The sequence below is a fragment of the Ochrobactrum vermis genome, assembly GCF_002975205.1.
GTDB lineage: Bacteria > Pseudomonadota > Alphaproteobacteria > Rhizobiales > Rhizobiaceae > Brucella > Brucella vermis.
This window is the reverse complement of the sequence record NZ_PCOC01000001.1, coordinates 2296441-2309444: the sequence shown is the minus strand read 5'-3', so window position 1 is coordinate 2309444 and position 13004 is coordinate 2296441. Positions and strand designations below refer to the sequence as shown.

Genomic DNA, 13004 nt, shown 5'->3' with positions numbered 1-13004 from the left:
TCCCGCTATCTCTGCTAAAGTTTTATCTCTCGGTCAGCTTCAGCTCGATGCGGCGGTTCTTGGCTCGGGCATCAGCCGTGTCGGAGGCGTCGAGCGGCTGATATTCTCCGAAGCCTGCCGCAACGAGCCGGTTGGCCGGGACGCCATTGGCGATCAGGAATTTGACCACGGCGGTTGCGCGGGCTGATGAAAGCTCCCAATTGTCGCGGAAACGTCCGGTGCCGGCCAAGGGCACATTGTCCGTGTGGCCGTCAACGCGCAGCACCCAGTTGATGTCATCCGGGATTTCCTGATTGAGCTGGTTTACCGCATCGGCAAGTTTCTTCATCTCGTCCTGACCGGCCGGATTGATATCTGCCGAACCCGTCGGGAAAAGAACTTCCGACTGGAAGACAAAACGGTCACCGACGATGCGAATGTTTTCCTTGTCTGAAAGGATTTCACGCAGACGCCCGAAGAAATCGGAACGATAGCGGTTCAGCTCCTGCACGCGCTGCGCCAGCGCCACATTGAGGCGCTTACCGAGATCGGCGATCTTGGCGTTCGATTCGCGGTCGCGGTTTTCGGAAGCATTGAGCGCATCCTCAAGCGCTGCGATCTGGCGGCGAAGCGCCGAAATCTGCTGGTTTAGCAGCTCTACCTGACTGAGTGCGCGGGCGCTGACCTGCTTTTCGGTGTCGAGGCTCTCTGACAGTTCACCAGCGCGCTTTTCAGCCGCAGCACCCGCGCCGCTGCCTTCGTTCAAAAGGCTTTGCAGACGCGAACGCTCGCTCTCGGTACTGGATAGGGACGCCTGGAGATTGGCTATGGTGTCCTGCATATCCTGTGAATTGCTGCGTTCCAGCGACAGAAGCTGCGTCAATTCCTGAATCTGGCTGTTGAGGCGCGCGAGTACGCTGTCCTTGTTGTTCACTTCGCGGCTGAGCAGGAATTGCGCCAGCACGAAGACAGTGAGCAGGAACATGATTGCGAGCAGCAGCGTCGTCAGGGCATCGACAAAGCCCGGCCAGTAATCGACATGCCTTTGGGTGCGGCGGTTGCGGGCGAGGGACATGGCAGCTTACTCCGCCTTGTCCGTGCGATCGGATTTGCGGTCATGCGAGCGCTCGCCAATAGCCTTGGTGAGGCGATCGAGTGTCTGGCGGATGGCCTTCTGCTCGTCTGCCTGTTTTTCCACCCAGTCGCGCATGATCTGCTGTTCGCTGCGCATGTTCTTGACGAGGCCCTGTATGCCTTCCGCCAGATTTGCAAGTGCTGCCGTGGTGCGCTGCGTGGAGGCATCGCCGCCATGTAGGTTCTGCAGCCTGTCGGCCAGAACGCGGATTTCTTCGGTGCCGCCGTTCTGGTCGGCGCCGACATCGGAACCGAGATCGGTTACGGATGAAAGCCAGTTTTCGAGTTCCGTATAGAAGCGGTTTTGTGCCCGGCCAGCCTGAAGATCGAGGAAGCCGAGGATCAGCGATCCAGAAAGACCGAATAGCGAAGACGAGAAAGCCGTGCCCATGCCGGAAAGCGGGGCCTGCAGGCCTGCCTTCAATGCATCGAGAACATCGCCTGTGCTGCCCGAATTGGGGTCGAGCGTCTGGATGGTCCGCCCAATGGAGCCAACCGTTTCCAGAAGGCCCCAGAAGGTGCCGAGAAGGCCGAGAAAGACCAGAAGCCCGATCAGGTAGCGCGATATATCGCGGCTTTCATCGAGACGTGTTGCGATGGAATCGAGGATAGAGCGCATGGACACGGTAGAAAGCGCCATCGACTGGCGACGGCCGATCAGTGCACGCATCGGCGCAAGCAGCACGGGCGGACGTGTGGTGCCGTCGCGGTCACCGTCGCGAAAGGAATTGACCCAGCGAATCTCTGGCAGAAGCCGCAGCACTTGTCCGAAGGCAAGCAGGATGCCGACCAGCAGAACACCGAGAATAAGCCCGTTGAGACCGGGATTGGTGACGAAGAAAGTGTGGATCTGCCGCATCAGGATCGCAGCCAGAAAGGCCACGATAATGATGAAGATCACCATGGAGAGAATGACGATGCGCGGGCTTGACAGGCGGTAGGGGTCGAAATCGCGTCCCTCATCCAGACGTTCCCGGGAAAGTCTCAAATCGCTCATGCGTTCCGCTCCGTGGTCGCGTGTTTGAACAGGAGCCTACTTCATTAATTCATGAAGCGGAATCGTCTGGATACGAAAAAATGAAGGCAAAAATGCTTCAGCGCGTCGCTTTCACACGACGCGCTGATTTGAAAAATCGCGATAGTTCAGGAAATTAATCAGATCGGCTTCTTGATCGTCTTGAGAAGCGCGCCGTGAATGGCCTCGTTTCCGGCAACAATCGTCTGATTGGTGAACATGTCCTGTCCGCCATTCTTGTCCGAGACGAAGCCACCGGCTTCGCGTATCATCAGGATGCCCGCGCCAAGATCCCAGGGATGCATGCCGTCTTCCCAGAAGCCATCCAGACGACCGCCTGCAACATAGGCGAGATCAAGCGCTACAGCGCCCATGCGACGAATGCCTGCGGTTTCGGCCATGACGTTGCGCAGCTCGACCAGATAATGGCCATGCTGGCCGCGGCCCAGATGCGGAATACCTGTGCCGATGACAGTATCGACCAGCTTGTTGCGCGATGCGACGCGCAGGCGGCGGTCATTGAGGAATGCGCCGCCACCGCGTTCTGCAGTGTAAAGCTCATCCATAGCCGGATTGTAGATGACGCCGGCGACGATCTGTCCCTGACGCTCAAGGGCAATGGAGACAGCAAAAACCGGAATGCCGTGCAGGAAATTCGTGGTGCCGTCGAGCGGATCGACCAGCCAGCGGTGCTGTCCGTCCTTGGCTTCAACCTCGCCGGATTCTTCCATCAGGAAGCCATAATCCGGGCGGGCGCGGCTCAATTCCGTATAGACGATCTTTTCGGCGCGGCGGTCTGCCTGGCTGACATAGTCGCCGGGGCCCTTGAGAGAAACCTGAAGATTCTGGACTTCGCCAAAATCACGAGCAAGGCTGCGGCCGGCCTTCATAGCGGCCTGAACCATAACGTTGAGAAGGGCTGAGCGGGCCATTTCATTGTCCTTGTAAGCACGATCCCGAAGCGTGGATTTTTAAGGGGATCACGCAGTTAGTTATAAACAGAAGGTCTAACATCCAGACCGAACCAATGTTCGGCGGACGGTCGAGGAATTGAGCGATCTGAGAAAGAACGGTCGCAGGGCGTGCGACATACGACGCCCCGGCGGGGCGCCGCAATGGTCAAAAATGGATCAGGCGCGGCTGACGTAGGTCAGTTCGTTGGTGTCGACGATCACGCGTTCGCCGGATGCGATGAATGGCGGAACGAGGATGCGGATACCGTTTTCAAGCACAGCCGGCTTGTAGGACGAAGCGGCGGTCTGGCCCTTGACGACCGGATCGGCTTCGGTGATGGCGAGCGTGACCTGATCCGGAAGGCGGATGCCAATCGGCTTTTCTTCGTAAAGTTCGACAGTGACCATCATGCCGTCCTGGAGGAAGGCAGCGCGGTCGCCAACGAAATCCTTGGCCAGCTCAAGCTGTTCGTAGGATTCGGTGTCCATGAAGATCAGCGCTTCACCCTGTTCGTAGAGGAACGAGAAATCCTTCTGTTCCAGACGAACACGCTCGACGGTTTCGGCGGCGCGGAAACGTTCGTTGAGCTTGGTGCCGGTGATGAGGTTTTTCAGTTCGACCTGATTATAGGCACCGCCTTTGCCAGGCTTGACGGCGTTGGTCTTGACCGCAGCCCATAGGCCGCCAGCATGTTCGATGACATTGCCGGGACGGATTTCGTTACCATTGATCTTCATAAGCTTGATCCGGAATGAAAATGTGAAACCATGTGCGGTCCGACGCATGACGACGAAAAGGCAACCGTCCGGTTTTGTTCCGGAGATTGCGCACGTGCCTTATACTCGAACCACGATAATCGGGTTTCCAAGACCATAAAAAGGCGCTCCGCGCAAGCCTGAGCACGAAAAGAGAGCCGATCCAACCATAAAATTTGCCCGAAAATCAGCGAACACGCAGATTATTGGCAGTTTCTATGGCCTGCTTGATCTGGTCGTCAGCCAGTCCGTCCATCATGTCGTTGAGGTCCGGCGAGCGGAAACCGGCGCGCTGGGCAACGATATACCAGGCGGCTGCCTTGACGAGATCGCCGTCGGTGCCGATGCCGTCGCGATAGAGACGGGCGAGCCATGCCTGCGCCATCACCATGCCGCGCTGCGCACCAAGACGCATCCAGCCGAAGCCCTGTTCGTAATCGCGATCGCCGCCACGCCCCTCGATCAGCCAGCGGCCCAGATCGAACTGCGCCGTATCGTAACCCTGTGCGGCTGCAAGCAGCAGATAGACGCGCGCTTTCTTGTCATCGCGGGGAATGGTGGGCGTGCCATTGGCATAAATCTGGCTGAGTGCATATTGTCCGTCGGGCAACTTCGCTTCGGCTGCCTTCTCGAACCACGGGAAGGCGAGATCGATACCCGGCTTGCCCGGTGTCTTCACCATCAACATCTGGCCATAGTTGAACTGTGCCATGGCGTTGCCGCCTTCAGCAGCTTTCTGCATCAGTTTTTCGGCCTCGGCGGGGGCCTTTTTGACATAAGTGCCTTGCAGCAGAAGTGCCGCATAGCGGAACTGCGCTTCGACAACACCGTTATTGGCTGCTTTTTCATACCATTTCGCCGCCAGTTTCTGATTGGCGGGGATGCCAAGGCCACGCGCGTAAATTTCCGCGATGAGTGCCTGTGATGCCGGGTCGCCCTGTTCCGCCTGCGGCTTGGCCAGGTTGAAAGCGGTCAGATAGAGGCCGCGCTGAAATGCTCCGAAGGCCTCGTCTGCCGGCTTATCCCCGAAACGGCTCGGATCGATGGGCGGCATCGGCTCAGTGGTTGCCGGTTGTGGCAGCATCACCGGCTTTGCAGGCTTGTCGGACTTGTTGTCCTGATGATTACCCTGGTGGCTGTTTTTCTGACCGCGCACCGGCTCGCCTGCTGCCAGGGCAGGCAGGACCGGCAATACAATTGTCAAAACAGCAGCGAGAAGAAATTGGTTCTTCATGGGATCCGCAAGACCTTGATGAAGGGATCAGTTTTCAAAGCGCGGCGCTTTGTCATCAAGCAGCCGGTTCGCTTCCGCGACAGCCTTTGCGGGGTCTTCGGCGTCGAAGACCGCCCGGCCAAGCGCAACGAAATCGGCGCCGGTTTCGGCTGCGGCGATAATGCTTTCCAGCGCGCTTCCGGCCTGCGCAATGCTGGGAATTTCCACCATCTGCGACCACCATTCAGCCAATGAAAGGTTGCGCGGATGAGCGTCCGGCTTGTTGTCAGCGCCGATTTTGCCGAAAAAGACATAGTCGGGCTGCAATTCGCCGATCTGCATCGCGCCGTGGCGGTCGCGGAGGTTTCCGGTGCCGACGATCATCTTTGGCGTATGTTTTTCTATTGCCTCAGCCAGATCGGCGACCTTGCCTTCGATATGAACGCCGTCCGCCCCAACGCGTCCAGCAATGCGCGTGTCATTCAGGACAAGCGCGGCGGCGCCTTTTTCCTGAATGACGGGGACGGCCTTTTCGGCTGCGGCCTGAAAGGTGGCTTCGTCGAGGTCGCCGGTGTCGAGAATGACGCTTGCAACGTCGCCGCCCGAGAGCGCAGCCGTCAAAAGCTTTGCGAGGGCCGCGCCGTCGGCAAGCGGAGGTGCAACCAGCACGATGCGGCAGCGTTCGGTTTCAGTCTTGTGAGCGGGCGTGTTCATGAGCCAAGCCTAACGGGATAAACGTGATGGAATTCGGGCAATAGAAGCATTGTGTTTACCGGAAACGGAAGCAGCGCTCTATCTATTTGTTTTGCCGCATTTATGCGAGGTGACCGGGCTTCGGCAAGTATTCATTGGCGGAACACTCTCCGGTTTGCGCCTGTCCGGCCTGGCATAATGTTATCCACTGGAACGAAAGTTGATCGGAACCAACCCGGTTCTGCCGGGATTAACGCGTATATAACCCGCACCGATAACGGGCACCGAACGCCCCGGAAAAACGTGTGAAACTGTTCCGGACCCCCATCTGGAATGACACGAAGAAGATTGGAACGCCCCGCAATCCCAAGTGCAGGTGCTTTCCTTCAAAGATAGGCAGGCTGGTAAATGAATATTGCGACCGCTAGAGAAGCGATGCCCGCACAACCGACGAAAATGCGTGATACGCGCATTGACGTGTTCCGTGCGCTCGCGCTGCTAACGATCTTCATCAACCATGTGCCCGGCACGATCTACGAACATTTCACGCACAAGAATCTCGGCTTCTCCGATTCGGCTGAAGCTTTCGTGCTGATTTCCGGTATGGCCGTGGCGCTTGCCTATGGATCGAAATTCGCTCCCGGCAACCGCCTGCTTCTGACGTTCAAAATGTGGCGCCGCGCCGGTGTGCTCTATACCACGCACATTATGACGACCATGGCGACCATCGCCATTTTCGCCGCTGCGGCCATCTTCCTGAAGCGCTCGGAACTCCTGACGCAGATCAACATTGCTCCGCTGGTCAAGCATCCGGTCGAGGCGCTGTTCGGCATCGTCACGATGGGCCATCAGCTCGGCTATAACAACATCCTGTCGATGTATGCCGTGATGCTGGTTCTCACGCCGATCCTGCTTTTGCTGGCGCGCATCAGCCTGCCGCTCATGCTTGGCGTTTCCGGTACCGTCTGGTTCCTGTCGGGTCTCTATCATGTCGCGCCGGTCAACTATCCGACCGAAGGCGTCTGGTTCCTCAACCCGCTGTCGTGGCAGTTCCTGTTCGCGATCGGCATGGCAGGCGTCATACATGTGCGTCGCGGTGGTGAGCTGCCGAAGCATCCGCTGCTCATTGGTCTTGCCGTTGGCTATCTAGTGCTGGCACTCGCCTGGGTGCGCATCCCGCTTTGGGGTATCGATGCATCCATGGGAATGCCGATGATTGTCACCGGCTTTGACAAGACGTTCCTGTCGGGCCCGCGTCTGCTGCACGTGCTGGCGATTGCCTATCTCATTGCCGTCGTTCCGACGCTGAACAATATTGCCCGGACTGCGCCGGATAATCCGCTGGCCATTCTCGGCAAGCATTCGCTGCCGGTCTTCATTGCCGGCACATTGCTGGCGATGGTCGCGCAGGTGATGAAACTCGTGAATCCGGGTGGCCTGCCTTACGACACGCTGCTGATCGCCACCGGCATCGTTATGCAGTTTGCGCTGGCCTATTATCTTGAATGGTTGCCAACCATCGGCTGGAGCAAAAAGGGCTCTGCTGCTTCGGCAAAGCCTGCCGTTCCTGCTGCCGAACCCGTCAAGATGCAGGTTGTCCCGAACAACAAGCCGGCGATGCAGCGCTATTAACAATCGCCACCGATCAGCGACCCGTTTCGGATGGCTGATCGGTGGTGAAAAGCGCCGGAATGCACGAGATTATCCACAGCGTTGCGCTGAAATTAACCATTCATTAATCTTAAGAATGTTAAATGGTTTACATCCAGTTCGGCTGGATTCTTACCGAGTGGTTTAGCCACTCTGTTTGACGCCTCCCTGTTAAACTCCTGAGAGCCGCCATTGCGGCTCTTTTTTTATGCGCTTTTTGCCGCGCGCCGGGGAAATATCGATCTCGCATGCAGCGGCGCGGAACGGAATGACTGCCCAATCCTTTCTATTTGCTGGCTTTCATCAAAAGCCTTTGAAAATGTTAACCGAATGTTAAACATAAACTTGCGCGACGGTGCATGAAGGTGCAGTTTGTCGTGGACTTGTTTAGCACAGCTGTTCCGTCTCAGCCTCCCTCATGGTCGAACAGCGGTTCAATGATTTCATTCGCCTTCCTCCGGTATATCCCACCGGTCGAATGCGGCAACGGAATGGGCCGTCGATCCCGGCGGTCATGCAAGGTGGCAGAGCAGTGATTAGCGAACAGGGCCAGATGCCGAGCAATATGATCAGCCTCGCAGAGCGCATGGTCTTCTCGGATTCGTTCAAGCCGATCTACGCCGAAGGCATGGATATGGTCGAGGAAGCTGCAAGCTATCTCGACGGCGAAGGCCGTGAGGACGCGCGCAACCTTTCCCGCGTGGCTGCGACGCTCTATGCCGCCGAATCGATGCGGCTGACCACGCGGCTTATGCAGATCGCTTCCTGGCTGTTGCTGCAGCGTGCGGCACGCAGCGGTGAAATGACCCGTCTGCAGGTTTCAGCCGAAAAGGCCAAGGTGCGTCTGGACACGCCATCGGCGGGCGAAGTCGCACAGGGCTGGTCTGAGCTGCCCGCCGCATTCACGGAACTCGTTGACCGGTCCATGCGCCTTCAGGCGCGCGTGCGCCGCATGGACCGCGAAGTTTACGGTGAAGTTGTTTCGCTGCAGGGTGTCCCGCGTGGCAATCCGGTTTCCGAACAGATCGTATTGTTGAAGACCGCTTTCGGCGCTTCATAACAACCGATCATATGCGCCCTTCGTGACGCATGTTTCTCTTTTGTTCACTTTTCTGCTGTCAAGTGAATCCGTCTGAGGATAGGGTTCACTTATGAAAGAAACGATTCGCATCATTGGTATTGATCCGGGCCTGCGCCGTACCGGCTGGGGCATTGTCGAATCGCTGGGCAATTCGCTGCATTTCATTGGCTCTGGCACTGTGACCTCGAATGCCGATATGGATCTGGCATCGCGCCTCTGTCAGCTGCATGAAGGGCTTTCCAAGGTCCTGCATGAATATATGCCGCATGAGGCGGCGGTCGAACATACCTTCGTCAACAAGGACGCAACGGCAACGCTCAAACTTGGCCAGGCGCGCGGCATTGCCTTGCTGGCTCCCGCGCAGGTCGGGCTACCCGTTGCAGAATATGCGCCGAATGCCGTCAAGAAAGCGGTTATCGGGGTCGGGCATGGTGAAAAGCAGCAGATCCATATGATGGTGAAAGTGCTGATGCCGCGCGCATCGTTCGATACGAGCGATGCCGCCGATGCGTTGGCCATCGCGATTTGCCACGCCCATCATCGTCAAAGCATTGTAAGCGCCCGCCGGATGCAGGCGCTGCTGGAACGCGCGGCGACCTGATGAGGTCGGGTCAAAGCGCATCCTAACTTAGTTTTTCGCGCGTATCTTGTCCGAAAATCGTTTCACACTTTCCGGGATGCGCTTGTAGCGGGGTAAGACCAGAATGATCGGCAAGCTTAAGGGCGTGATCGATGAAATTGCCGAGGATCATGCCGTCATCGACGTGCATGGCGTCGGCTATGTGGCGTTCTGCTCGGCGCGCACGTTGGGGAATCTCGGTGGTGCGGGCGAGGCGGCCATCCTGTTCATCGAAACCTATGTCCGTGAGGACATGATCCGCCTTTATGGTTTTGCCAATCAGCTTGAACGCGAATGGTTCCGCCTGTTGCAGAACGTGCAGGGCGTCGGTGCCAAGGTGGCGCTGGCGGTACTTGGCACTCTGTCGCCGTCCGAACTGGCCAATGCGATTGCGCTGCGTGACATTGCCATGGTGTCGCGTGCGCCGGGCGTCGGCAAAAAGGTTGCAGAGCGCATCGTGACCGAACTCAAGAACAAGGCGCCGGCCTTTGCCGGTGAGGCGAACGGCACGATCGGGCTCAAGCAGGAGCTTGGAGCCGGTGCGGCCCCGGCTCCCGTGGCGGATGCCGTGTCGGCGCTTTCCAATCTTGGCTATTCGCGCGATCAGGCTGCCAACGCTGTTGCTGCTGCCCTGAAAGAAGCGGGAGAAAATGCCGATTCGGCCAAACTTATCCGTCTCGGGCTGAAGGAACTCTCGCGGTGACCGGTAGCTGGGAGAAAGACTTGCCTGAGCGATATGTTCATGCGAGGAGGTGGGCATGAGCGACCGCAACCCCCTCATTGATGCTGATAAACGCGTGGACGAAGATAATACGCTGCGCCCGCAGATGCTCGACGATTTCGTGGGGCAGGCGGCGGCGCGCGCCAATCTCAAGGTCTTCATCGAGGCTGCCAAGGTGCGCGGTGAGGCGCTGGATCATGTGCTTTTCGTCGGTCCTCCCGGCCTCGGCAAGACGACGCTTGCGCAGATCATGGCCAAGGAGCTTGGCGTCAATTTCCGCTCCACTTCCGGTCCGGTCATTGCCAAGGCGGGCGATCTGGCGGCACTCCTGACCAATCTGGAAGAACGCGATGTGCTGTTCATCGATGAAATTCATCGTCTCAGCCCGGCAGTGGAGGAAATCCTCTATCCGGCGATGGAAGATTTCCAGCTCGACTTGATCATCGGTGAAGGCCCGGCGGCGCGTTCGGTGAAGATCGATCTTGCCAAGTTCACGCTCGTTGCGGCAACGACCCGTCTGGGCCTCTTGACCACGCCTTTGCGCGATCGCTTCGGTATTCCGGTGCGGCTCAATTTCTATACGGTCGATGAATTGGAATATATCGTGCGGCGTGGAGCGCGCATCATGCAGATGGGCATTTCACCGGATGGCGCGTTGGAAGTTGCGCGCCGCTCACGCGGCACGCCACGTATCGCCGGACGCCTGTTGCGCCGCGTGCGTGATTTCGCGCTGGTTGCCGGTACCGACGTCATCGACCGGAAAATCGCCGATGAGGCGCTGTCGCGTCTGGAGGTAGACAATCGCGGACTGGATCAGCTCGACCGACGCTATCTCGATATAATCGCGCGCAACTTCGGCGGCGGCCCGGTGGGGATCGAAACCATCGCTGCCGGTCTGTCCGAGCCGCGCGACGCAATTGAAGACATTATCGAACCCTATATGATCCAGCAGGGCTTTTTGCAGCGCACACCACGCGGACGGGTTCTAACTGCGCTTGCCTGGCAACATATGGGATTGGCTGCACCTGCTGAAATCATCCAGCAGTCGCAATACGGCCTCTTCATGGAAGACGAATGACGGAACGACGGGAACAATTGACGCGCGCTGCCGTATCAGGCGAACTGAAAGACGGCGCGCATCTGCTCTACGCACGTATCTACTATGCCGATACGGATTTCTCCGGCTTCGTCTATCACGGTCGCTATCTTGAATTCTACGAACGCGGACGCACGGACTTTCTGCGTCTGCAGGACGTTCATCATATTGAGCTGGCCGAAGGCGCACTTGGCGAAGAAATGGTCTGGGTCGTTCGCCGCATGGAGATCGATTACAAATCACCTGCGAAGATGGACGACCTCATTCTGGTCGAAACGCAAGTCAGTGAAATTCGTGGCGCGCGGGTCATCATGGCGCAGAAGATCAGCTGTGACGGACGCCTGCTTTCGGAAGCGCGGGTTGAGGCCGTGATGATAACCAAGGCAGGTCATCCGCGCCGCATCCCCGATGAGTGGCGTGAAGCCTTTACCAATAGCCACAGGGATTGAGTCCGGCGTTAGAGCGCATCCCGAAAAGTGTGAAACGCCGACGCAGGGAAATCAGCCCACTGAACCGTCTCCGCTGGCATGTTCGTTGCGAAATTCCGCGCTCTACTGGCAAATATGCCTATCTGGGCAAATGCTAACGCATCTTTAACCATAATATTCCATTAATCACCCTGACGGAATCGGTGGAGAGGCAGGCTTGAAGCGCAGCGCCTTCCTTTCACCAAAATTAACCGTAACAAGCGCCTGATGGATTTAAAGTTGAAATCCGGGAATGGCGGTTGCGGTGCGAAGTGTCGACCGCTCGTCGGGCAGGTACGGCTTCAAGTGAAAAGCTGCGCAGGTTTGGAGCGTCTGTTTTCAGACGCTGAATAACGGATTTGCGATACCGCCCGGTCATGTGGCCGGGCGTTTGGATTCGAGGACGGTAGATCGATGGAAAATGTTGCGTTAGCGGCCCCCGCCGCCGATGTTACCCTCTGGGGCCTGTTCATGCAGGCGAACTGGGTCGTCAAGCTGGTTATGCTTGGCCTGATGTTCGCTTCGATCTGGACCTGGGCTATCATCGTAGACAAGACGATTGCTTATGGCCGCGCGCGCCGCGCGATTGATCGCTTCGAGCAGACGTTCTGGTCCGGCCAGTCGCTTGAAGAACTTTATCGCAATCTCGGTGAACGCCGCACCACTGGCATGGCATCCATTTTCATGGCTGCGATGCGTGAGTGGAAGAAATCATTCGAGAAGGGCGCTCGCTCACCCATCGGTCTCCAGATGCGTATCGACAAGGCCATGGACGTTGCGCTGGCGCGTGAAAGCGAAAAGCTTGACTCGCGTCTGGGCTTTCTGGCGACTATCGGCTCTGCGGCACCGTTCATCGGGCTGTTCGGCACGGTTGTCGGTATCATGACCTCCTTCCAGGCCATCGCGGCTTCCAAGAACACCAGTCTTGCCGTCGTGGCGCCCGGTATTGCCGAAGCGCTTCTGGCAACGGCGATCGGTCTTCTCGCCGCTATTCCTGCTGTTATTGCCTACAACAAGCTGTCGTCGGATGCAGGCAAGATCGGTGGACGGCTCGAAGGCTTTGCGGACGAGTTCTCCGCCATACTGTCGCGCCAAATTGATGAGAAGCTGACGCCACGTAACTAAGCGGCTTCGAGCATCGAGTGTAATTTCAGCCTTCGGGAATCTTGCAATGGGCATGTCGGTAGGAAATCAGGGAATGCAGTCGGGCGGGCGCCGCAGGCGCGGTCGCAAACCCGCATTGATGAGCGAGATCAACGTGACGCCGTTCGTCGACGTGATGCTCGTTCTCCTTATTATCTTCATGGTTTCCGCCCCGCTTTTGACTGTGGGTGTGCCGATTGATCTGCCTGATACGCAGGCAAAGGCCATGAATGCCGATACGCAGCCGATCACCATTTCGGTCAACAGCGAAGGCAAGATCTACCTGCAGGAAACCGAAGTTCCGATCGAAGAAGTGGTGCCGAAACTCCAGGCTATCGCCAAGACGGGCTATGAAGAGCGCATTTTCGTGCGCGGTGACAAGGCTGCCGATTACGGCACCGTCATGAAAGTCATGGCCCGCATTTCCGCCGCCGGTTTCAAGAATATCGGCCTTGTGACCCTCCAGGAGCAGGATAGCTGACGC

14 protein-coding genes are annotated in these 13004 nt (G+C 57.7%); 8 read left to right on the top strand and 6 right to left on the bottom strand.

The window, feature by feature from the left end; all coding sequences use genetic code 11:
* Positions 1-22 precede the first annotated feature (22 nt).
* From CQZ93_RS11460 to CQZ93_RS11435, 6 genes are all read right to left on the bottom strand, one after another.
* Positions 23-1054 (bottom strand): peptidoglycan -binding protein, encoded by a 1032-nt coding sequence (locus CQZ93_RS11460; RefSeq protein ID WP_105542664.1) that lies wholly within the window; start codon positions 1052-1054, stop codon positions 23-25.
* A 6-nt stretch (positions 1055-1060) separates the two neighbouring features.
* Positions 1061-2110 (bottom strand): MotA/TolQ/ExbB proton channel family protein, encoded by a 1050-nt coding sequence (locus CQZ93_RS11455; protein ID WP_105542663.1) that lies wholly within the window; start codon positions 2108-2110, stop codon positions 1061-1063.
* Positions 2111-2268: 158 nt separating this feature from the next.
* Entirely contained in the window at positions 2269-3060 is a 792-nt protein-coding gene (locus CQZ93_RS11450) for an inositol monophosphatase family protein (protein WP_105542662.1), read from the bottom strand.
* Positions 3061-3258: 198 nt separating this feature from the next.
* Positions 3259-3819: an elongation factor P gene (gene efp, locus CQZ93_RS11445; RefSeq protein WP_105543280.1), complete on the bottom strand. Its 561-nt coding sequence runs from the start codon at positions 3817-3819 to the stop codon at positions 3259-3261.
* 205 nt (positions 3820-4024) lie between these two features.
* Positions 4025-5071 (bottom strand): tetratricopeptide repeat protein, encoded by a 1047-nt coding sequence (locus CQZ93_RS11440; RefSeq protein WP_105542661.1) that lies wholly within the window; start codon positions 5069-5071, stop codon positions 4025-4027.
* 27 nt (positions 5072-5098) lie between these two features.
* Complete coding sequence (locus CQZ93_RS11435; protein ID WP_105542660.1) at positions 5099-5764, bottom strand: thiamine phosphate synthase; 666 nt, start codon at positions 5762-5764, stop codon at positions 5099-5101.
* Between the two features lie 387 nt (positions 5765-6151).
* On the opposite strand from CQZ93_RS11435, the gene CQZ93_RS11430 reads away from it, so the two are divergent.
* The 8 genes from CQZ93_RS11430 to tolR all read left to right on the top strand — a co-directional run bounded on the left by CQZ93_RS11430 (position 6152) and on the right by tolR (position 13001).
* On the top strand, positions 6152-7375 hold the full coding sequence (locus CQZ93_RS11430) for an OpgC family protein (RefSeq protein ID WP_105542659.1): 1224 nt from the start codon (positions 6152-6154) through the stop codon (positions 7373-7375).
* A 571-nt stretch (positions 7376-7946) separates the two neighbouring features.
* Complete coding sequence (rcdA, locus tag CQZ93_RS11425; RefSeq protein ID WP_105543279.1) at positions 7947-8453, top strand: protease adaptor protein RcdA; 507 nt, start codon at positions 7947-7949, stop codon at positions 8451-8453.
* A 91-nt stretch (positions 8454-8544) separates the two neighbouring features.
* Positions 8545-9075: a crossover junction endodeoxyribonuclease RuvC gene (gene ruvC, locus CQZ93_RS11420; protein ID WP_105542658.1), complete on the top strand. Its 531-nt coding sequence runs from the start codon at positions 8545-8547 to the stop codon at positions 9073-9075.
* A 103-nt stretch (positions 9076-9178) separates the two neighbouring features.
* Positions 9179-9796, top strand: coding sequence for a Holliday junction branch migration protein RuvA (gene ruvA, locus CQZ93_RS11415; RefSeq protein ID WP_105542657.1), 618 nt, complete (start codon positions 9179-9181; stop codon positions 9794-9796).
* Between the two features lie 55 nt (positions 9797-9851).
* Positions 9852-10892, top strand: coding sequence for a Holliday junction branch migration DNA helicase RuvB (gene ruvB, locus CQZ93_RS11410; RefSeq protein ID WP_105542656.1), 1041 nt, complete (start codon positions 9852-9854; stop codon positions 10890-10892).
* A complete protein-coding gene (locus CQZ93_RS11405) occupies positions 10889-11359 on the top strand; it encodes a YbgC/FadM family acyl-CoA thioesterase (RefSeq protein ID WP_105542655.1) in 471 nt (156 codons plus the stop codon). Before ruvB ends, CQZ93_RS11405 begins: the two co-directional genes overlap by 4 nt.
* Positions 11360-11791: 432 nt before the next feature.
* On the top strand, positions 11792-12502 hold the full coding sequence (tolQ, locus tag CQZ93_RS11400) for a protein TolQ (RefSeq protein ID WP_105542654.1): 711 nt from the start codon (positions 11792-11794) through the stop codon (positions 12500-12502).
* 46 nt (positions 12503-12548) lie between these two features.
* Positions 12549-13001 carry a protein TolR gene (gene tolR / locus CQZ93_RS11395; protein WP_105542653.1) on the top strand — a complete coding sequence of 151 codons (453 nt, stop codon included), beginning with the start codon at positions 12549-12551 and terminating at the stop codon, positions 12999-13001.
* The last annotated feature ends 3 nt before the right edge of the window (positions 13002-13004 follow it).